This window comes from Marimonas arenosa (assembly GCF_030848945.1).
Classification (GTDB): Bacteria; Pseudomonadota; Alphaproteobacteria; order Rhodobacterales; family Rhodobacteraceae; genus Marimonas; species Marimonas arenosa.
Map to the genome: position 1 here is coordinate 182,635 of NZ_JANHAX010000002.1, position 21,572 is coordinate 204,206.

Annotated in this window: 17 protein-coding genes and 2 pseudogenes; 11 read left to right on the plus strand and 8 right to left on the minus strand. The window is 56.0% G+C overall.

Annotated features, from left to right (window positions below):
* Position 1: 1 nt before the first annotated feature.
* Both NO357_RS07115 and NO357_RS07120 read left to right on the plus strand, forming a co-directional pair.
* The gene (locus NO357_RS07115) at positions 2 to 1,042 is read left to right on the plus strand and encodes a lipid II:glycine glycyltransferase FemX (RefSeq protein WP_306734943.1); all 1,041 of its coding nucleotides are present in this window, start codon (positions 2 to 4) and stop codon (positions 1,040 to 1,042) included.
* 125 nt (positions 1,043 to 1,167) lie between these two features.
* Positions 1,168 to 1,734, plus strand: coding sequence for a polysaccharide deacetylase family protein (locus NO357_RS07120; RefSeq protein ID WP_306735541.1), 567 nt, complete (start codon positions 1,168 to 1,170; stop codon positions 1,732 to 1,734).
* Positions 1,735 to 2,021: 287 nt separating this feature from the next.
* Here NO357_RS07120 and NO357_RS07125 read toward each other — a convergent pair whose 3' ends face one another.
* Together NO357_RS07125 and NO357_RS07130 are read right to left on the minus strand one after the other, a co-directional pair.
* Positions 2,022 to 2,900, minus strand: coding sequence for a class I SAM-dependent methyltransferase (locus NO357_RS07125; RefSeq protein ID WP_306734944.1), 879 nt, complete (start codon positions 2,898 to 2,900; stop codon positions 2,022 to 2,024).
* Positions 2,901 to 2,926: 26 nt separating this feature from the next.
* Positions 2,927 to 4,348 (minus strand): oligosaccharide flippase family protein, encoded by a 1,422-nt coding sequence (locus NO357_RS07130; RefSeq protein WP_306734945.1) that lies wholly within the window; start codon positions 4,346 to 4,348, stop codon positions 2,927 to 2,929.
* Between the two features lie 156 nt (positions 4,349 to 4,504).
* On the opposite strand from NO357_RS07130, the gene NO357_RS07135 reads away from it, so the two are divergent.
* Entirely contained in the window at positions 4,505 to 5,665 is a 1,161-nt protein-coding gene (locus NO357_RS07135; protein ID WP_306734946.1) for a polysaccharide pyruvyl transferase family protein, read from the plus strand.
* A 183-nt stretch (positions 5,666 to 5,848) separates the two neighbouring features.
* Here NO357_RS07135 and NO357_RS07140 read toward each other — a convergent pair whose 3' ends face one another.
* Entirely contained in the window at positions 5,849 to 6,922 is a 1,074-nt protein-coding gene (locus NO357_RS07140; protein ID WP_306734947.1) for a GNAT family N-acetyltransferase, read from the minus strand.
* 647 nt (positions 6,923 to 7,569) lie between these two features.
* Here NO357_RS07140 and NO357_RS07145 point away from each other — a divergent pair.
* Positions 7,570 to 9,015, plus strand: a complete 1,446-nt coding sequence (locus tag NO357_RS07145; RefSeq protein ID WP_306734948.1) for an O-antigen ligase family protein — start codon at positions 7,570 to 7,572, stop codon at positions 9,013 to 9,015.
* A gap of 68 nt (positions 9,016 to 9,083) precedes the next feature.
* On the opposite strand, the gene NO357_RS07150 is transcribed toward NO357_RS07145, so the two are convergent.
* The 5 genes and pseudogenes from NO357_RS07150 to NO357_RS07170 all read right to left on the minus strand — a co-directional run bounded on the left by NO357_RS07150 (position 9,084) and on the right by NO357_RS07170 (position 16,288).
* Positions 9,084 to 9,920 carry a class I SAM-dependent methyltransferase gene (locus NO357_RS07150; protein ID WP_306734949.1) on the minus strand — a complete coding sequence of 279 codons (837 nt, stop codon included), beginning with the start codon at positions 9,918 to 9,920 and terminating at the stop codon, positions 9,084 to 9,086.
* A 231-nt stretch (positions 9,921 to 10,151) separates the two neighbouring features.
* A pseudogene (locus NO357_RS07155) lies at positions 10,152 to 10,400 on the minus strand (integrase core domain-containing protein); the annotation flags it as partial.
* Between the two features lie 309 nt (positions 10,401 to 10,709).
* Positions 10,710 to 11,146 (minus strand): annotated as a pseudogene (locus tag NO357_RS07160) (transposase); the annotation flags it as partial.
* A 102-nt stretch (positions 11,147 to 11,248) separates the two neighbouring features.
* On the minus strand, positions 11,249 to 12,721 hold the full coding sequence (locus NO357_RS07165; protein WP_306734950.1) for a right-handed parallel beta-helix repeat-containing protein: 1,473 nt from the start codon (positions 12,719 to 12,721) through the stop codon (positions 11,249 to 11,251).
* 714 nt (positions 12,722 to 13,435) lie between these two features.
* The gene (locus NO357_RS07170) at positions 13,436 to 16,288 is read right to left on the minus strand and encodes a right-handed parallel beta-helix repeat-containing protein (RefSeq protein WP_306734951.1); all 2,853 of its coding nucleotides are present in this window, start codon (positions 16,286 to 16,288) and stop codon (positions 13,436 to 13,438) included.
* A 216-nt stretch (positions 16,289 to 16,504) separates the two neighbouring features.
* Between NO357_RS07170 and NO357_RS21420 the strand changes: the two genes are divergently transcribed.
* From NO357_RS21420 to NO357_RS07205, 7 genes are all read left to right on the plus strand, one after another.
* A complete protein-coding gene (locus NO357_RS21420; RefSeq protein WP_376744366.1) occupies positions 16,505 to 16,591 on the plus strand; it encodes a hypothetical protein in 87 nt (28 codons plus the stop codon).
* 807 nt (positions 16,592 to 17,398) lie between these two features.
* Positions 17,399 to 17,575, plus strand: a complete 177-nt coding sequence (locus NO357_RS07180; RefSeq protein ID WP_306734953.1) for a Flp family type IVb pilin — start codon at positions 17,399 to 17,401, stop codon at positions 17,573 to 17,575.
* Between the two features lie 122 nt (positions 17,576 to 17,697).
* On the plus strand, positions 17,698 to 17,877 hold the full coding sequence (locus NO357_RS07185; RefSeq protein ID WP_306734954.1) for a Flp family type IVb pilin: 180 nt from the start codon (positions 17,698 to 17,700) through the stop codon (positions 17,875 to 17,877).
* A gap of 137 nt (positions 17,878 to 18,014) precedes the next feature.
* A complete protein-coding gene (cpaB, locus tag NO357_RS07190; protein WP_306734955.1) occupies positions 18,015 to 18,824 on the plus strand; it encodes a Flp pilus assembly protein CpaB in 810 nt (269 codons plus the stop codon).
* A gap of 8 nt (positions 18,825 to 18,832) precedes the next feature.
* A complete protein-coding gene (locus NO357_RS07195) occupies positions 18,833 to 20,392 on the plus strand; it encodes a pilus assembly protein TadG-related protein (protein WP_306734956.1) in 1,560 nt (519 codons plus the stop codon).
* A 4-nt stretch (positions 20,393 to 20,396) separates the two neighbouring features.
* The gene (locus tag NO357_RS07200) at positions 20,397 to 20,909 is read left to right on the plus strand and encodes a TadE/TadG family type IV pilus assembly protein (protein WP_306734957.1); all 513 of its coding nucleotides are present in this window, start codon (positions 20,397 to 20,399) and stop codon (positions 20,907 to 20,909) included.
* Entirely contained in the window at positions 20,906 to 21,565 is a 660-nt protein-coding gene (locus tag NO357_RS07205; protein ID WP_306734958.1) for a TadE/TadG family type IV pilus assembly protein, read from the plus strand. Before NO357_RS07200 ends, NO357_RS07205 begins: the two co-directional genes overlap by 4 nt.
* Positions 21,566 to 21,572: the final 7 nt, after the last annotated feature.

A 21,572-nucleotide genomic window follows, 5' to 3' on the forward strand; every position in this document is an offset into this window, starting at 1 on the left:
CATGCACGTTCCCGTTTCATCCGTGCAGATCGTTGCAGAAAAAGTCTGGCCGGACTTGTCTGGCCGGTTCCGCGATCTGACCTACGAACAGAGCCTGACCTATGCCCAGGCGGCGGCGCGGCGGATCGGGGCGGAATTGCAGTTGCTCCGCGTGGAATGCGACGGCGAACTGGTTGCGGCCGCCGCAGTGCGGATCAAGCGGGTGCCGGGACTGCGCCGGGGCATTGCATGGATCGCATCCGGCCCCTTGACTATGCCGGTCGCTGGCGTGGTTCCCAATGACGACCGGTATCGGGACATTCTGCGCGCCCTGCGCGACCACCTGGTTACCCGCGACGGCCATGTGCTGCGCCTGCGCTTCCCCGGGATCGCTTTTCACGAGGCGGAACGGATGGATGCAATCGCAGCCAAGGCTGGGTTCGATCCGGCGCCTCGCGTCGCGCCCTACAGATCATTTGCCATGGATCTGAGCCTCGACGAGGAAAGCCTGATGACGGCACTCAAGGGCAAGTGGCGCACCGATTTGCGCTATGCGCAGAAATCCGGTCTGGGGTTGGACAGCGGTCTTACCCCTGATCTGGAAGAACGTTTCCTGGCGCTGTTCGAGGAGGTCCAGAAGACAAAGGAGTTTCGGCCCGACATCACCCCGGAGTTTCACTTTGCACTTCAGGGGGACGACCTCAGGCATGACATCCTGATCGCGACTAAGGACGGCACCGATATCGCCGGCATCGTCACAGGTAGTTGCGCACGCACGGCTGTCTATCTTTACGGGGCAACGTCCGACATCGGAAGGCGCCTGCGGGCGGGCTATTTTCTGACGTGGCAAGGAATTGCCCTGGCGCGGGCGCGCGGGTTGGCCTGGTATGATCTCGGTGGGGTCGATTTCGAAGAGAATCCAAGCGTTGCCCGTTTCAAAGAGCGGATGAACGGACGCCCGATTCTCGCCGCGGGTCCCTATGAAGCACGACCTGCAGGCGTTTTTCCGTACCTCGTAGACAAGCTTGAAACCTTGCGAGAGAAGATCAAGGCACGAAGGTGACGGCAAGGATGGCGACGCGAAATATCGGCATAATCATCCACGGGATCGGTCGGCCTGGGCGAGCGCTTGAAACCGGTGAAGCGCCCTTCTGGATAAGCACGGACCAGTTTGACACTCTGCTAGGCATGATCACCGAGGCGCCACGGCCTGACTTGATACGGCTTAGTTTCGATGACGGCAATGCATCGGACTGCGACATCGCCCTGTCCCGGCTATTGGGCCAGGGAATGACTGCTGACTTTTTTCCACTAAGTGGACGTATAGACCACGAAGGGTCACTGACGGCGGAGCAGATCCAGACGCTTGCCGCTGCTGGGATGGGGATAGGCAGCCATGGCGTGGCGCATCGGGATTGGCGCCGACTGCCGCGGCAGGAGCTTCGCGAGGAACTCATCCGTTCGCGGGCCGAGCTGGAGGCGGTCTGTGGAATGCCAGTGACCGAGGCGGCGATTCCCTTTGGCAGCTATAATGGCCGGGTCCTTCGCGCGCTCAGGCGGGCCGGTTACCGCGTGGCCTATTCCAGCGATCGTGGACGCATGAACCCCGGGGCCTTCCTCAGACCGAGAAGCTCTGTCCGGGGCGACATGCAAGACAAAGATTTCGCCGACCTCTTGCGCGGTGAGCTGCGCCTGGCCCGCCGCCTTCGACGCGGACTCGGAATGACGCTCCGACAGGTGCCAGGATTGCGATGAGGAAGAGTAGGGCAACCTGACGCCGGACCAGTTTTTCACGATCCAAGAGGCAGTTTTTTCCACGTCTTTTCGTGGCCGGTCGCCATGGTACTTTTTTCGTTCATGACGGTACTAGGCTCCGTTGGTCCATTGCCTTCGTGCCTGCACGGGCAACTCTGTGGGGCGGGTCGTTAAAGCAGGTCTATGTCTTCCGGCCTTAAGGGCCTTGGTAAGGCCACGAAAGCGGTAAATTGTTCTGCTATGTCTCGGGACATTTCCCCGGTCGACCTAGCTTTTGAAATTTGTTTCTATGCCTTTTCAAGAACTGCTATGTCTTGAAAAAAGAGTCCGGGAACTTCTTTCCAATTCCCCGGATAGAATTTAACAATCTTTAGTCCCGCATTCTGCATCTCTCTCTTGAATGCGTCTTCAGTCACTGCAATTGCTGCCTCCGGAGGGTCTGCCCAAATTGGGCAAAACCACTCAGAAGAACCGTATGCCTTTTTTTCGAAAATCCACCGACTTTTAGGTTGTGGATAGTACCTACTTACCTCTGGCCCTCTCTTTGACAAGGTTTCTCGATAGAGATCATCTAGCACGAAAAAGCTAATGACGGCTCGCCCTCCTAGTTCAAGCCTACCAGCTACTTGTCGAAGATAACCGACCCAATCCTCTTCATTGAGATGCGTCCAAACGGAAAGAGCGGTAATCAAGTTAAATTTCTGCTTGCCGAGTGGCCATTCGACAACCGAGCGCGTTGCTTCTGGTGCATAACTTGCATTCGAAGCTTCGTAGTAAACGAAGTTTACTCTACTATCGGAATAGTGACGCCTGCAAATTTCGATCGAGGCTTTTCCGACATCTAGTCCCGTATAGGTATCAGAGTCTTTCATGAAAGAACTTGACGACAAGAATAAGCGGCCTGTACCGCAACCGACATCTAAAATGTTTAGAGGAGTTTCCACATCGGGTTTGTGCAGGAACAGTATGCTCTGGAAAACACCAACGGTATAACACCATTCGCCATACGTGATAGTCCCGAGGCCTCCCAGACGGTCCGAGTAGCGAGGGATATTCTTCAGAACACTGCCGCGCGAGAACGCCCTTTTCTCGAACTTTCTGTAGATGTTCTCGAAACACTCTATGACAAAGGTTTTCCCTCGCCGCAACAAGCTTCGTATTCTCATTGGGTTTTCCCAAGCCTTAGCGCCATTCAGTTTTCTCGCCAATCAGTTTTCGCGTCACGGAAAACTGTGATCAAATCCCTTACATTCATAGCAACTATGGCTAAGCAAGCAAGGCTAATTACCACCAAGTACCAGTTTCCGTTTGTATTTGTGCTAGTAGAGATGGCACTCGTGGCGAGGGTTGCTATCGCTAGAACTCCAGCGATCAATGACACTCCGACTCGGCCAAAGTCGAGGCTCAAACGGTAGTGTACGAGAACCAGCGACACTGCGAACGCGATCGCTTCACCTGCTATTGCGACCCAGATAACGACGAGCACATCGCCCCAGATCGTTGCCGCATACCAAGCGAGTGGTAGTACCAGAATGCGCATCGTGTTGGCGATCATGGCATTGCTGGTGTGGGCCCTCGAAAGCGCGACAATTGCGCATCCGACCTTGAGATTACGGACGGCCTGCTGGATGGCCAACCAGCTCAAAAGCGGCACAAGCGCCTCGTATTTTGCGCCAAGCAGGAGGCGAATTGTGGGCGGCCCGAAAGCGAAGACAGCCAAGACCAGGAACAGGCTGCTGAGCAGGCTGGCTTGCATCGCCGCAGCGGCCAATTGTGCAAATCGATCCCGGTCCCGGTCCCGGTGCTGCGCCGCAGCTGATAGTTGCGGCAGGAAGAACTGTGTTTCGCTTGCCGCCGTCACCAAGGTCGGCGTCAGGGTCAAGGTCACGCCCATGGCAAAGATCGCCAGGGCCTCGATGCCAAGCTCTCGGCCGACAATCAGCTTGTCGCCTTGAAACACCGCAAAAAGCAGGATGTTGTTGACGAGGATCGGCCATCCGAAAGACAAGGCGTGGGCGGACTGGTTCAGATCAAACCGGATCCTGAAAGGACGTTCCGCCAGAAGATGCGAGGCAGCGACCGTGCAGGCCCACTGGATAAGCACCGCGTAGAGCATCACCCGATAGTCGGCAAAAAACTGATAGAGTGGCCAAAGGCTCAGGACAGACAAGAAGGCCGGCACCGTCTTCGACAGGATCAACGGGCGGTAGACCATACGCCGGTTCAGCCGGTGGATGTCGAAATGCTCAAAGCCGCGCAGCGCCGGCACCAGCGCGAGCATCTGATAAGCCCAGGCCACATCAGGTATGCCGAGAAATTGCGCAATAGGAGATGCCAGCAGGAACAGAATTGCACCTGAAAGGAGACCGCGCAGCAAGTTGAACCCATGCAAACCCGCCTGCAGTCGCGGGTCGTTGCCTTCTTTGTCCTGAACGATCAGTTGCTGCAGGCCGAGCCCTGAAGCCATCTCAACTATGGCCATGCTGATCGCGAAGGTCGCAGCGATGCCGTAGTCCTCGACGCTGACCAATCGGGCGACCAGCAAGTTGCGCGCGAGCAGCATGAGCGATCCAAGGGCGTTGCCGGACAGCAGCAGGATGACGGATCGGAACATCGAAGGCCTTTCGAAACTTAATTCAGCAAAATCGGCGCCGGCTGTGGGTGTTCTTTCCGCTACGATGGGGAAGGTCAAGAAAAACGAAGGTTTCAACCCTTGCCAAATCGGGTTCTATGGAATGCAGTATGACCAACGAACAGCCTGGATTGTCAGATGCTCAAGATCGCCTTGATCGGCCACGATACCCGTAATCCAAATCTCGGTGTTGGCGCGCTGACGGTTTCAGAGATCGAGTTGATCCGTCGCGTCGCACAGCGCCGGGGACTGGAAATTGAAATCACGGTTCTGATCGGGCCAAGTACTTTTCCAAGCTGCGTTGAGGGCACTGAGGTTCGCGAACGTTTTGTGCGCCCGCTGCGCAAACCGCTGGACTATTTCCGGGCGGTCCGGGCCAGCGACCTGGTGATCGACATCTCAGGCGGCGACAGCTTTGCCGACATTTATGGCAGCAAGCGGATCTTCCAGATTCTCTTGATGAAATATCTCACCCATTTGGCCGGCCGTCCGCTGGTGATGGCACCTCAGACGGTTGGGCCGTTCCGCCACCGTCTGTGGCGCAGCCTGGCTGCCGGATCCATTCGACGTGCGGCCAGCGTCGCGACCAGGGATGACAAGTCGACTGCTTTTCTGCGCGAAATAGGAATACGCCGCGAAATCGTGGAAGCATCAGATGTCGCTTTACGCCTGCCCTTCGTTGCGCCGTCCACGCACTCCGGTCCGGTGCGGGTCGGTCTGAATGTCTCGGGGCTTCTGATGAATGGTGGCTATACCGGTTCGAACATGTTTGGTTTAGAGTCCGATTATCCGACCCTGGTCCGGGACATTATCAAGAGCTTCCTGTCCCATCCCGAAGGCTGCGAGCTTCACCTCGTCGGCCATGTGATCCCGCAGGACCGCGGGGGCGTCGAGGACGACTACCAAGCCTGTCTGGACCTTGCCGCGGAATTTCCAGAAACCATCGTCGCTCCCGCATTTTCAACCCCGTCAGAGGCTAAGAGCTACATTGCCGGGCTTGATTTCTTCATGGGGGCACGCATGCACGCTTGCATCGCCGCGTTCTCTTCCGGCGTTCCGGTGGTTCCGATGGCATACAGTCGGAAGTTCGCCGGGCTTTTTGGCGCACTGGGCTACACTGAAACCGTCGATCTCGCCGCCGACAAACCGAAAGACATCGTGATGCGGATATTGAGGTCCTACGAAAACCGCGAGAACATTTCTGGCGAGATAGAAACCGCTCTTAGTATCGGCTTGAACCGGCTGGATGAGTATGAGGCGGCTTTGGAAAAGGTTTTTGTTTCGTGGTATTCGCATTAGCCTCACAGGGTTGGGACTGAGAAACACGGAGAGGAATGCGTGCAATCAGGGATCGAGTTATCGAGACTCATGATCAGGTATACGCGGCTGATGGTCTATTTCCCCGAAAAGTCTCGATTTAGTCTTTATTTTTTTGCTGTTAGATTTAGCGCACATCCCTTGGGCCGGCCGCGGGGCAGGGTCTCAGCGCTGCCACAGGCGTTTGGACAGTCGCCTTGCCTGCCCGATCATCTTGTCAGCCCCAGAGCCAGTCAGATGCGTGAATTTGTTGACTGGTTTCTCGCGAGCACTGACGCGGTAGACCAGGTCTGGACTAAGTTCTGATTTGTACTTGTAGATATTGCGCATTTTTGAACCGGGAGCGGGCAGCTCGTACCCCTCGACATCCATGGCCGCGCAGCCCTTCTCCTGCCCCCATTTCATGGCTTCAAACCAAAGGGCTGGTGCGATCCGCAGGTTGCCTGCCTTGGCTAGAGGCTCGGGTTCGGTGGTAAAATGACTAACATGAACGGTTGTCCTGCTTCTGATCACGAACACTCCGGCCAGAAAACAATCTGCCTTCCACGCGGTCATTAGCACCCCGATGTCGGCCGGACGAAGAACCACTCGAAAAGCGGCCATGAAACCCTCCCGCGTGATGGGCTTAAGATGCCGCTCGGTTCGTAGGGCGTTGAGGCTGCGAAGAAAGATAAGCGCTTCGCTGTCTGTTGCAGCAGGCCTGTAGACTACCTCTTGCCTCGCAGCTCGACGCACTTCCCGCCGGGCGCTTTTCGAGAAGTCTGCGAAAGCCTCTTCGGCTTCTTTTTCGAGGTCAATGATGCCGGTACTCGAAAACCGTTCCTTTCCGGAGGTTTTCCAGCCAGCCTTGTCGAATTCCCGATCCATCTCGGTGCTTTTTTCTCCAATCCAGTACGGCGAGACATGCAGCCGGCCGACACGTGACAAAGCCTCGTGCGTTTTCAATACCTCCAGAAATTCGATCATCCCTGATGCGGAATTGCAGATCGGACCGCTCTGCCACCATGCCGTCGAGAAATATCCGGGGAAAAGCTTGTGCGGTTCCAGCGATATCAAGGCTGCTGCTGTGACCCGGCCTCCGGACCTGCCGACCGCAAACACCGGACGGCGACCGAGCGCACGTTCCTCCTCAGCGAAAGCCGGATGCTGACGAGGATGTTGGTGGGGGCTATTTTCTAGAAAGTTCCGCCACTCGACATCCAGATCGGAAGTTAGTTGTTCGTGAATTTCGACGTCCATGCTTTCTAACTCGGCACCCGAAAAATTTCCAAAAATAATGAAAAAACTCGTTTGGCGATACTTGTTCCCGCTCTTTGCTCAACAAACGTCAACATATTCTTCCCGGCTCCCAAACGCCTTTGCTCCATTGATCCGAACCAGAGAAAGCGTTCAATTGTCATCATGATGAAAACGACAGAGTCACGATACTCCAGAAATTCATCATGGGAGATTCGGGCGCGCTTGGACAGAATTGCAGCATTCACCGACGTTCCCCAAGTAGAATGTCTTATTCTGTATGCTGCCGTTTTTTTGTGACCCGATCAAGCCACTTGGAAACGTTGTACCGCGGCTCGGGCATCTGACACGCAATTTGAGTAGATTTTCAACCTCGGCGGTGGGGTTATCCGGATTTTCGCCTGATCGACGCCCCTGTGGACAGACCAGCCGAGCCGCTTTCCACCAGGTTTTGCTGTTATCACCTTCATGTGACATCCGCAAAGTGCTGGAGGGGATCAACAGTAATTTTCTTTCGGGTCGGTTTCGAGGTCGGCTATCTTTCGCCGTTGCTTTACAACGGCCTGACGAACGCCGGATGGCCCGGCGTCTGGACAGTGGGAATGATGAAATTGAGTTGGCCATGATTGTTAAGGGTAAAGATAACTGCTATGTACGACAAAAAGCAAACGGTGGACAGGCTTAGCATGAAGGCGGTTCAAAGTAGCAGTCGGCCCGCAAACCGCATGCTCCATCGCAAAGGTCTCGGTAAAGCCCGGAATGATGGAGTACCCTTCGTCGTAGCTCTGTTCATTGTCGGCCTCTTAACGCCGCTTTTCATCTACGCGGGAACGCTTAGGCTTTCCGTCTATCGAATTGTACTTCTAGCTCTGTTTTTCCCGAGCCTCTACCTCCTTGTTCTCGGCAAAGCGGGGCGTATCAAAATTGCAGATATTTGCGTCGTGCTGATCTGCATCTGGTCATCGCTTTCTCTCACCGTTGTTCATGGTTTCACTGAGATGATCGAAACAATCGGTATTTTCTGGGTCGAGACACTCGGCGCCTATTTGATCGGACGCTGCTTTATTCGTACCCCTGAGGCTTTCTATTCGACGGTGCGTATGTTCTTTTTTCTAGGATTGCTTCTTATTCCGTTCGCTCTCTTTGAGATGTTTACCGGCCGTAACTACGTTCTTGATTTCTTCGACTCCCTTGGGGCCACCTATGCCGATGTGCCAAAGGAAAAGCGACTTGGTTTCGAACGAGTCCAGGGTCCATTCGCTCATCAGATCCACATGGGGGTGTTTTTTGGTGCCTTGATCGGTCTTACGTATTACGTCTTGGGCTATCAGCGGCGCTGGCTTGGACGTATGGGGCGAAGTGGAGCAATCGCGTTTCTTGGATTTAGCTCGCTTTCCTCTGGCCCGCTCGTTGGGATGATGACGCAGATTTACATGCTTCTTTGGGACGGGATCATGAATCGTGTCAGACAACGCTGGTATGTTTTTGTTGGCCTTGCGGTCGCCGGGTTTGTGACTGTTGATTTGATCTCAAATCGTACTCCATTTCATGTTATCGTTGAATACTTGTCCTTCAATAAGGATACGGCGTATAATCGTATTCATATATGGAACTTTGGGACAGAAAGCATTTTTGCCAATCCTGTGTTCGGTATCGGCCTCAGCGAGAATTGGGAGCGGCCTTGGTGGATGTCGCCAAGCGTGGATATGTTCTGGATCGTCGGCGGTATGCGTCACGGCGTTCTTGTTTGGGGCCTATATATTTTTCTTTTCCTGATTGTCTTCGTTGCTGTCGCCATGAAAAAGAACCTGAGTGAGCGTGTATCTTGGTACCGCACCGGGTACTTGATTTCTATGTTCGGGTTCTTTATGGCCGGGTGGACCGTCCACTTTTGGGATGCAATCTACGCTTTCTTCATGTTCCTCTTCGCAAGCGGTATATGGATACTGGACTATCAACAGAGTGAAGTTAGTGAGGATGCTGGAAACTCTAATCAAGCCAAAACGCCCGTGCCCCATTCAGGTTACACGCGATTTCCAACCGCTTCGGTCCTTTCCGATACCCAATCAAACGCTGCCTCCACTCACGAGCAGTGATTGCCGCATAAGAAATCAGGGGAAAGGACATGCTTTTTTTGAGAGCTTTTCAGAGGAGCAATTCAAGCTTAAATTCGCTTGAGCCATATACTTCCCGCGTTTTGCTGTGGATTTATCGGAGTAATGTCTTGAAGAACTTCTTTTAGCTCGGGTTCAAGCCTGGTTGCCACGTAGTACGACGGAAAAATCACCTCAAAGAATCCTGAAAGTATCCAACCTATCAGCGCATTTTGCTCCGAAAACATACGCTGGTTCCATTCAACAGGGTAGGAATCAGGTAGAAAAATGTCATGGACATGAACGAGAGCACCGGAGGGTAACGCGGGAAACATGCGATTGAACTGAATGTCTACGTCCATCCCTGGAAGCATTACATGACTGGAATCTATGAAAAGAACATCGTTTGGTTCAAAGTTTTCAACTAGTTTGGCGTCTTCAGTGCTTAAAGTGCGACAGTGAACTTCCGCTCCTGTGGACTCAATTGACCGCCGGGGCTTTGGATCAATGCACAGGAGGTTCCCGTGCTGATTGTCGTTCAAAGCACGTGCCAAAACATGCGTAGAGGCTCCGGAACCAATTTCGACTACTCTTGTCGGTTTTCTTTCCCTTACCAAATGGTAAGCCGCTATCGAATCCAGCTTTGGGAACATTCCACACTCCTCAAATGGTATCGCGTTTTCTTCAACAGCTTTGCGAAAATCGGGAAGAGTCGTTTTGATGCTCTCTAAAAAAACTTTGAAATCGGCTATCGAGCCTTCGAAAAAGGCCTCGACGGCCTCGTAGGCCGGCACTTCGGAAGAAACAGATGATGCGTAAGCAAATGGGGTGAAGAATCCTGATTTCCTAATCCCTAAAGCAGTTAGTATTTGCTTAACGCGGTAAGAGACGGTTTCTCTATCGAACACTTCAGGCAACCTCCGTGAGCCTATCTTTTTTCTCCAATCCGAAACGATTAGCGGTTTCGTCGGGAGCTCTACGAAAGAACTTAACAAAGCTCTAGACTTTTGGATGCAAAATCCAAGGCATTTGTCAATCTCAGTTCTGTCCCGCAGAGCTTTCTATCACGCGTTGTGTCGTAAAAGACCGCAAAATGCACCCTTGATCAGCCTCACTTGAGTGGTCAAGTTTGGTGTTAAGTGCATGACTGGCCGTGGGTCTATCGGGGCGATCGTTTCAGGGACCGGCGGGCGGCAACCCAAAGCACTGTGTGGTCGTTTGGTGTTGTAGTGTTTCCTCCATGGTTCGATCAGGATCTGCGCATCGCGCAGGCTGTAGAAGATCTCACCATTGAGCAACTCGTCGCGAAACCGGGCGTCGAAGCTTTCGAGGTATCCGTTGTCTGAAGGTGAGCCGGGTTCGATTTAGGCGTTCTTGGCCTCGACGGCAGGACAGCCGCGCCACGAACTCCGTTCCGTGGCACGTCGGGAAGACGCGCTGTTGAGAGGTTATGGCCACGCGCGCAGCCCTCAAATTGCGCAGCAGGTGGCCATAACCGGGTCTCAGTTCTCAACAGTGGTTTTGTGCAGCCACACTGATGAGGAGACCGGCTATGACCGCCATCCAATCTACCGCTTCGACCTTGCTGGCCGGCATCGATATTTCCAAACACCGTCACGAGTTGCCGACCGGAATTCCCGGCAAGAAGCGCTGTCGCTGATTGACGATCGCGAACACGCTGGAGGACTTTCAGCGCCTATGCCCCTCTCGTCGCCACAGACCTTGAACCGGCTTGTCGTTCACCTGCCAGCCTGAGTCTCGCAGCAAGGCAGCGATCCGGCGATAGCCGTAGCGGCCATACTGGCGAGCAGTTCGGTCATGTCCGCCACCAGGGCTCTCTTCGTCAGCACGACCTCTTGGCAGCTTCCTCTGAGTGGATCGGTGTTGACCCAGAACACGACAGGCGCGCCGTTCAGATACTCGGAACCCGCGACGCACATGATCGATGCAGGCACGGCGGCGAGGGGGCTCAGAAGTTTCCCCTTACAGCTTCCGTCGGGATCAGCTTGAGGTCTGAGACGGCTCTTTGAAGCCGCTCGTTCTCCTTTTGAAGCCGTTTGAGTTCCCGCAGTTGGTCTATTCCCATCCCGCCATACTTCTTGCGCCAGCGGTAGTAGGTCTGCTCGGCAATCCGGAAAACTGTTTCATGCCTAGGACGGTGAAACACCGTTTTGTCTTTGAGCACCGCTTAGGAAACTGCTTTAAATCAAGCGGTTATCATCTGGCTCGTTCTTGTTTATTTATTCTTTTTGTCTTTGCCCGGTGGGGTTTCCCATTTTGGGCCCCAGCTGTTGCCGCGCCGCCCCGAATTCCCATCGGTCGTCGTGCCGCTATCCGTAGAAGTCGTGGTACCATCGGTCGTCGAACCTCCACCCGTGGCGGTCCCGCTGTCTGTTGATGTTCCATTCCCTCCGGTTGCGGTCCCACCCAATTCATAGGCTCCGACATCCGGTCCGGCGCCGGCCGGACGTGCATTGCCGAGGATATCAAATGCTGGTGCGTGATCCGGATTGCCTTTGTCGACAAATCCGCTGTCCACTGTCGGGCGGAAATCGTAATTGCCAGCATTCTCAAACTGAGAGAAAGGATCCGAAATATAAACGTTGTCTGTCAAAACAACGTTATCCATATCGTTCGAGCCCAAAACGAAATTCGGAGCGACATTGTTGGCGACCAAAACATTCTGCGCACGCTGACCGTTCCTGTGATCAAACACCCCGATCCAAGAAACCATGTTATCAATCCGCCCGCTACTCACAAGCGTGTTGTTGACGATCGTCGCATTACGGCCGCCATAGACCGAAATGCCGTGGTAGTAAGTGACGGAAACGACATTGTTCCGGATAATCAGGTTGTCATAAAAACCGTCAAAAAGACCGATCCCCTGCATTGCACCTCGCAGGGGATGCGTCTCGGACGCGTTCCATTCAATGAAGGTATTGTTCTCGATAACGAGACCATCGACACTGCCGCTGGTTGCCCACGACTGGAAGCCATCGTCATGATTGTCGTCAATTGTAATACTGTTGATTACACGGTTTCCACGGAAGACACTTTGGTTGCCCAGGCCCCGCAGGCCATCGCCTGAAAACCCCTCGATGATGTTGCCGGTTACCACTGCGCCTTCTCCCACCGTGGTCACCCCAAAAGTCACTCCAATCAAAGTATTGTCACGCACAGTGCTGTACGGCCCGGTCAGGAAAACACCTTCATTCTTCGAAGACCACTCATTGGCCGTCCAGTTCAAATACTCCTGAGACAATTTCCCGCCGCCACGAATATCCAATCCTTGAATTGTGATGTGGCTCGTGTCCGCTAACGACTCTACCAGCTTTCCGATTTTTGTATTCGGCGTATTGGGCCAGACACTTAGATTCTGGAAAGTTAGATTGCGGCTGCCACCAAGGACATAAATGCTTTCCAGGTGGGCGTTCTTTGCGTTCAAAGACCGAATGACGACCGGAGTATCAAAAACCACACCATAGATTTTAAGCATCCCGAAATCGCCATCCATCAAGAGGATTGTATCCCCGCCTATGGCGTTTTTAAGTGCATCAGCGATAGTTGCCCAAGGTTTGGTCTCGGAACCGTCAGCCGTGCTTGCTGTGGCTTCACCCGGGGGCGCGACATAGTGCGTGGTCTGCGCAAAGGAATTGCCTGCGAGGATCGACCAAAGCATCAGGGTAGCGAAAATCAAGCGAGGAAACATTTCATAACTCCATATTGCACGACTTCACGCACTCCATGCGCGTTCTGTCCAAGCATTAGAAAGAACATCGTGGCAGCGGATAGGCATCATTATGGCATGCCGCGTCCCAGCCTTTTTCCAAGCGGACTTTCGCCGATGCCCCACCGCTATTTGGCGTCCCAGCCTGATCAACCTGGCCCGGGTTGTCCAGTTTGATTGCAGGTTCATGACCGGCTTTCGGTCCATTCGGGCGACAGTTTCCGGGGCCGGTGGGCGAAAGTGCAGGGCAATGTGCGGTGTTTTGGCGTTGCAGTGCCTCCTCCATGGTTCGACCCGACCTTTTTCCAGAGGCGCTTCAGTTCCGTGCGTTGGTCGGTTTCCATCTCAATGCTTGGCCGCGTAATGCCCTCTCCGTTCAATACCATGAGCCGCTGTCCAGTTTTGGCAGTACCGTCTGTAATAGTTTTAACAGGCGTGCCCACAAGGATACGGATCGTTGGACGGGGCTATTGTGACGCCGATGTGTTCTAAACTGGCCTAGCCAACGGAACCGCTCTGGGCGGGTAGTTCGGCAAGGTCGAAGAACGCCCGCGGATCGGCAGTGAGTGAGCGGGTGCACGTGAGGCCATTCAATTCGGCCCACACAGGCCGGCCGGAAAACAACGGATTCAGGTCAGGCGAGGTGCAACAAGTTGATCGCAAAGATGACTGTTTAGAGACGTTCGCGATTGGTGTTTAGAAGATAAAGTCATTGGCATCGAGATCCGCCAGGTTCACGTTCTCGAGCACAATCGAGTTACCGCCACCGGTATCGATCACCACGTTGGCGCCCACCTGCATGGCGGCACCGTTGTTGGGATTACTCAAGTCGAGATCGACAAGCGAGGCGATGGACGAAACGTCCGTAAGATCGATCTTCTCTTTGTCGTTCAGGGCATCGAAATCGACGATCGTGTCGTTACCGTGACCATCGCTGAAGACAAAGCGGTCGGCATTGATGCCGCCTATTAGGACATCGTCTCCAAGACCGCCCTCTAGCCTGTCGAACCCGATGCCGCCAATCAGCGTGTCGTTGCCACCGCCGCCATAGATCTGGTCGTATCCGCCTGTGCCCAGCAACCGGTCTGGGCCCAGGTTGCCGTTGATCGTATCGCGCCCTAGACCACCAATGATTTCATCACTACCGTTACCGCCGTTTACTCTGTCGTTGTCGGCTTGTCCGAGCAGCGTATCGTTCCCGTCGCCGCCGTTCAGTGTGTCGTTTTCGGAGCCACCTTCGAGAACATCATTGCCGTCACCACCTTCGAGAAGGTCCAGTCCGACCCCACCGAGCAACGTATCGCTGCCCAATTCTCCGCGCAGCGTGTCGAAACCGAGGCCGCCGTCGAGCAGGTCCGCTCCGATGCCACCAAGTATCAAGTCGCCGTGCGCTCCCCCGTAAAGAAAGTCGTTGCCGTCGTCGCCGTTCAGAGTGTCACTCCCGAAACCGGCTTTGATCACGTCGTTGCCCTCGCCGCCGAACAGCAGGTTTGCATTGGGATCGCCAAAAAGACGGTCGTTCCCGGGGCCGCCAAGGATTGTATCTCCGACGAGGCTGATTTCGAAACGGTCGAGAATGCCTTCGAAGTTCTCGGTAGAAAAAACCGAGCCGAAGGTCAGATCATGGTAGACGGGGTCTACAATAGAGCCTGAGAAGGCCTGAGAGGCTAACACGTCACCATCTACGGACAGAGCAATCTGGCCGTTATTCAGATGGAGGCGGATTTGGTGTGGCAGGCCGTCATTGATGACGATTCCATCTGATCGCAGAACAACTATTTGCCCTTCAGAGGTCCAAATGGTGATTTCAATTTCACCGTCGGCGGTTACTTTTGCCAGGAAGCTCCCATGCAGCCGGAAAACTTCACCGAAGGTACCGGGCTGCGAAGACTGCAAGGTGAAATCGATCGCGAGACTATCCTCACCGAAAATGCGTTGCAGGTAGTCACGCCCGATTATCGCCGCGGGTTCGGATCCTCCAAGTATCAAGTTGGACTCAGAGTCGAGTGGCATACTGTCCTCGACCAAGGTTTCCTGTCCTTCCGAAGTGGCGACGAACCCACCCGTTTCGGTCAAACGTAGGATTAGTGGGTCTTCAACTGCCATTTCGAAAGTAACTTGATCTGTCGTGCCGTCTGGATTCTCGACACTTAGAGTGACCGAGTAACGGCCGCCATTTGCAAACGCGTGCTCGACAATTTCACCGGTCGCGGAAGTGCCGTCACCGAACGTCCAAACATATGTGGCATTCTCCGCCACGATGCCAGTCGTCGCCGAAGCATCGAACACAACGACGCGCGGATCATCTTCCGGTGTCGTGGCGTTAAATGCAGCATTTAGTCCGTCTACAGAAGGCTCTCTGGTCGATTGTGCCCCCGCGTTCAAAGCAACAAGCGTGCTATCGGCTTGTGCAACGAAGACATGGAGCCCGTTCTCTAACGCCATACTTGATGTTACAAATTCATTGCCGTACCAACCGGCCAAATGGGGGTGTTGATCCTGAACGAAGACGTTGTCAGTGACCACCCAAGTCGCTTGGCCTGAAAACCCGGAGATATCTGAGGTCGCGTTTCTCACGATCGTCACGTTTGTCGATGAGGATGCCACGTAGATCCCTGGTATCTCGACGCCAGGATCAGAACCGTCTGGGAAATCGCCATCGGCATGCAGCACGGTATTGTTCGAGATTGTGAGGCCATTTGTTTCACCAACGGTAATGCCATGCAGGTGGCCGTTGATGATCACATTGTCCTTGATCACTATGTTTTGGTAGAAAAGCTCTTCACCCGCAGCCCCAGTATCCACCAGTTCATTGCGCATGAAGATCGATTGGGTCCAACGGCCCTCGCCGATGTCGAGCACGTTGTTGCGAATGATGATATCCGTCGAGGGTCGCGACGTGCCGGTTGTCCAGAACTGGATCATGTCCGCATGTTCTGAAGCACCGTCTGGAATACTGAAATTGTGGATTACGTTGTATTCAATTACCACGCCTTGAACGGATGAAAAGGTCATGCCGTCCATTCGAATATGGTAGATTTCGTTGTTGGCGATGTAGACGTTATCGCTCTCACCTACCGCCAAGGCCCTGTAAAAATTAAAAAATTCGCTATTTGTAACGGAAATCCCGTCAACGTCGGCGATGAGCAGACCCTGACCCGTCCCGAACCCATCATCGATTGCGGACAGCCCGGACGCCAAATCGCCTTCGAATATGCAATTGTCGAAGCTGATGTTGCTGCCACCACGAACGGTAAACGCCACAACCCAAAGCGGCGCCCCCTCATCGGCCTCATAATCGAAGGTAATCCCCTCGAAACGAAGATTCGATGCACCCTGAAGAACCAGCCCGTTCACGATCACCGGCTGAGCTGGATCGGCAGCCCTGATTATGACCGTGTCAGAAAAGGTCAGATCGAATGCACTTGAATCCCGCAGATCAAGTTCCCCGTAGTTTCCACCGGCCAGCAGAATGGTCTCGCCGCCTGTCGCATTTTCCAGTGCGGCAAGCAGCTCGGTTTGATTGGAAACGTAAATTGTTGCAGCCATGTACGAAGCCCTCAGAGAACGGTTGAGACGAAGATTTGCCCGATAGTCGCGATTTCAATTGCGGTTCTAAGAGCAGTTTTTGGCAATGAAGAGGCGATTTTTAGAGTAGGACTGATTTCGAAGCTTTTTCGGCGGTTTTGCGCTTTGCGGTGGCGACTTTTCGCCGAATCCGGGATCGTGGCCGAGACGCTGGTCGAGGACTCGACGGTTCCGGACGTGGCGGCGAGGTTTGATCTGCAGCCCAATAATCTTTCAAAATGGCGGCGACTGGCGCGGGAGAGGAAGCTGGATTTGCCAGCGTAGCCTGAACCGGAGCTTGCCTTCGCATCAATGGGTATTTCAGAGTCAACCGAATGCACGGTTGGGGCCCGGGACGCAACGCTCGAGATTGTCTGTGGCAACGTGTCGATCTGGCTGGATGTGGCGAATTCGACGAAGCGGATTGCCGGAATTGTCCGCGCGCTCAACGAGGCATATTTGCTTCCCTTTGAACCGGGTGCGGACCTGTGGTGACGACGCGGACTTAGGACTTCAGGACGGGCTATGGCGGGTTGGCGGCGCTGGCGGAGAACGAACTGGTAAAAGAGCTGTTTACAGGGGGACGGCCCGTGGCGCCCAACTATGCTCAGTTCGAGGCGCTGTTTGCCGGGCTTTGATCTGGTTGGGATCGGATATTTTGTCGAAACCTTCCGGGTTGTCGCACTCGCCGGCAGAGGCCGAGAAACTTGAGGCGGGGGTGCGGGGTTTGGTGTCTTTTGCTCCTGGCACAGTGGTTTCATGTCTACCGACAATTACCAGTTCACGGAAATTCCCCGAGCAAGTCGGTTCGATCCCTTGATTTCTGCTTGCCGTAGGGTTTGGCGGCAGCAGAGTGAATCACCGTCACCTCCTGCCAAGCCGTCTTCCGCCACGTGGCCGATTTCAGGCAGGAATCTGGTCGAATTGTGGCGAAACCATGAAAATTTCAACCTGAGCGGGCAAACTTCATCCTTTGGAACGACGCGGCGGTCCATGGCGTCGCGGTAGATTCTTAACAGGCCTTTAAGGACTCTGAAGGGCCGTGTCGCCGCGATCAGTCATGCGGCAAAACGCAGACCAAAGGAGAAAGTTATGCGTGATCTCATTGAATACACCGTTGGCCGCTTCATCAAGGATGAGCGCGGTGTGACCCTGGTTGAATACGGCATCGCCCTGACGCTGGCCGTGACGTTCGGCGCTGCTGCGCTCGTCGCGCTGGGTGGCGAAATCGGTGGTGCCACCACCGCCGCCGGCAACGCGATGCCGTAAGAGCGCTTCCTGGTTACCAGGATGCTCTGAGCGTCCGCCGCGGGATCGTCCCGCTTCCGCGGCGGACAGCTAAACCACAACGCCATGCGGGGCGACGTGCATTCATTCGATCGGATTTCGCCATGAAACCACTGCTTGCCGACATGCTGTTCCGCCTGTGCCGAGATGAGCGCGGCGTGACCCTCGTTGAATACGGCATCGCCATCACCCTTGCCGTGACCGTTGGCGCGGCGGGGTTCGTGGCTCTCGGAGGCGAAATCGGGGTGGCAACCGTGGCCGCCGGCGCCGAGATGCCGAACTGAGGCGCGGCCATTCGATCGGACCCGTATGTCCGTTGCCGACCAGATGGCCGGGACATGGCCGTGTCGGCGCACCGACTTGTTGCGCGATTGAGGGCCTCGGTCACAGCGCAGGACTTTGAAACCGACTGGAGAAAACCATGAGACTAGCCGCCTTGTTCACCGCAGTTGCAGGTCTCGCCGTTGCCGGCGGATCGGTCTATTTCGCGCGAGATTATCTGGCGCTTGACCTGGCCGAAGCCCAGTCCTCCCGGGAAGACAAGACTGTGTCTGTGATTGTTGCCAGCCGTGACGTAAAATTCGGCGAGGCGATCACTGCGCAGATGCTGACGTCGATCGACTGGCCGCGGGACTCTGTTCCCGAAGGCGTGTTCAACAGCAGCATCGACCTGTTGCCGGAAGAAGGACGAGATCCGCGCCGGGCCCGGCGTCAGATTTCTCAGGGCGATCCGCTGCGTAACACGACGATTTCCGATTTCGGTGAAAAGGTGACGATCGTCCAGACGCTTGCGCCCAATACGCGGGCCATGGCGATCAAGGTGGGCGCGGAAACCGCGGTTGGTGGGTTCGTCACGCCAGGCGACCGGGTGGACGTGGTGCTGACGCAGGGCCGGGAAGAAACGCTGCGCGCCGTGACCATCCTGCAGAACATTCGCGTTGTCGGTGTCGACCAGGAGTCTAACGAGTTGAACGAAACCCCGGGCGTGGCCCGCACCGTGACGGTCGAAGTCACAGCGGTGCAGGGCCAGCGCCTGGCGCTTGCGCAGATGGCCGGCACGCTCAGCCTGTCGCTGCGTGCGCTCGAGGACGAGCGGTCGGTCGAGCTCGAGACCACGCGCCTGAGCGACCTGCTCTATGATTCTCCGGCTCCCGAGGCACCGGAGAAGCCGCGCTCGGTGGTTCGTGTCCGCCGCGGCAGCACCGATGTGACCGAAACTCCGGTGAACTGAGGCAGACGATGCGCCAGCCCCAAGCCATATCGCGGTTCATTCGCTCGGAAGATGGCGGTGTGCTTGCCTTCTGGGGAGTGTGCCTGGCCGCGCTTCTGGGGATGGTGGCGCTGTCGTTCGATTTCGGTCGCATCGCCGTCACCCAGACCGAATTGCAGGCCTTTGCCGACAACGTGGCCCTGGCCACCGCGGGCGAGTTGGACGGCACCGCAGACGCGCTCGATCGCGCGACCCTCGCCGCCGCGCAACTGATCTCGGATTACCAGACTTACGGCAATGGCGACAACGTGCTGTCCGGCGCGACCGATTACACCCTGACGTTCCTGGCGTCCTTGCCGGAAAGCGACACCGATATCGCAGCCGACGTGACGGCCGATCCCGTTGATGCCGCCTATGTGCAGGTGTCGGTTTCCGCTCAGACCGTCGATCTGACCTTTGCCGCCGCGTTCTCGGCGTTGACCGGTCAGGACCCGATGGAGAACGTCGTCAGCGCCACTGCCGTGGCGGGGTTTGTCTCCTATGCCTGCGACGTGACGCCGATGATGTTCTGTATGCCATCGCCGTCCTGGACCGCGGATGCTAATATCGGTCAGATGATCCAGCTTCGCGCTGGTGGCCAGGGCGCGGCCTGGACACCGGGGGCGTTCGGATTTCTCGACCCGTCCAAGGTGCTTGTCGATACGGAAGGGCCGTGCGAGGGGCTGAACGGCGGCAACCTGGATCGCTGTCTTATGGGTGCAGCAGGCCCGATCACCCAGTGTTTCAGCTATCGCGGTGTCGATATCGAGCCCGGTCAGAAAACCGGCAGCTTGGAGGCCGCGATCAACACCCGGTTCGACATCTACAATTCGACGATGAACGGTGAACGCAACGATGCGGACTATGCGCCGGCGCCCAATGTCATCAAGGGGATCGTCCCGGCGGGCGGCGGATCTTGCATCGGCAACAACGAAGCGCTTTCTCCCAATACCGTCGGCCTTCCCCGCGACACCTGCTTCGGTGACGGTGTGACGCCCAATACCTGCAATTCGGTCAATGGCGGCGTGGGGACTCGCTTTGGCGATGGAAACTGGGATCGCAGCGGCTATTTTGGGACAAATTATGCGCCGTTTGACGGCACAGTGCCGGCGTCGATTCAAGGTTGGCTGACCACGAACGCGGCCAACGCGGCGCAGCCGACCCGGTACGAGGTTTATCGGGCCGAGATCGCGACGGCGGGCGACATCCTGACCGGCGATATCGACGGCAATGGCAATGACGGCAACCCGATCGCCGAGTCGGGCCGGCCGATCTGCAACACTCGAAGCAACCCGGACATCGACTATTCCCGTCGCGTGATCGTGGCAGCCGGTATCAATTGCGGTGCGCCCAACAACATCAGCGGCGCCGCAACGAATGTCCCGGTCGAGGAATACGTGAAGATATTCCTGACCGAGCCGGCCAGCAATGACGGCACTGGCAACAGCTTCACAATCTGGGGCGAGGTCGCGGGCACCGCCGGCGGCGACGGCGACGGCGTTTCGGAAGATGCCGGTCTCTTCCGTGATCTCGTGCAGCTCTACAGGTGACGCGATGAGATGGTATCCCAGACATATCAGTGATGCAGCCCGGCGCTTCCGCAAGGACGACCGTGGCTCGGCGCTGGTCGAGTTGGCGATTTCCCTGCCGCTGCTGCTGCTGGTCTTTGCGGTGATCATCGAGGGGTCCCGCTTGTTCTGGGCCTACCAGATGACGGCGGCCGGCGTGCGCGACGCGGCGCGGTACCTCGCCCGTATCGCCGACTCCGATTCCTGCGTGAGTGGCGCCAGTTTCAGCACGCATACCGACAAGATGACCGAGATCGTACGCCAGACCAGCACTGGCAACTCGTTGCTGCCCAGTTCGATCACTGTGACCTCCGTCTCGCCTCAGCTGATCTGCATCAGCGGTGCGTTTCGGCAGTCGCCGGTGCCGATCGCACAGGTGACGGCGACGATTGAGGTGACCTTCCCGTTTGGTGGCGTGTTCGGGCTGATGCAAGGGCTCGACGATCTCGCGACCATCACCACGACCGTAACCGACCAGAGCAGGGTGTTCGGCGCATGAGCTGCTTGGCGATCATATCGAGACGTGCAACCCGCGGTGTGAAGGGTTTCTGGCGGGATGACAGTGCCGCGACGCTGGTCGAGTTCGCCCTGTCGATTGCCCTGATGCTGTTCCTTCTGCTCGGGATCATCGACTTCGGCCGCCTGGCGTTCCACTATGTCGCGGCTGAGAAATTCGTCCAGCACGCGGCGCGCATTGCCGCCGTCCGCCCGCCCGCCTGCGGCGGCGTTCCGGAGACGTATACCCGCGGGACGGCGGGTGATGGGCCGCGGTTTGGGACGTCGTGCCGCGCCGGCGTGGGGATCTGCGTCAATCCCGGACCGATAACCTGCACGGCGACACCGGATGACCCGACCTCGCAGGAGGTCTGGGCCTTTCTTCAGGTCGCACTTCCGGATGATGCGACGATGAACAACGTCGTGTTCCGCTATGATTACGACCCCGATCTGGGCTTTCTCGGAGGTCCCTACGTGCCGCTCGTGACGGTGGAACTGACGGGGCTGACCTTCGATTTCATCGCCCCGCTGAGCGAGCTTGCCGCGCTGATCATCGGGGAAACCACGAACATGACGGAATCCCTTGGCGGGAGCATCACTTTCCCGGCACTGAGCGCCTCGGTGCCTGGCGAAGATCTTGCCTTGGGAACGAACGGATAGGGGCTCG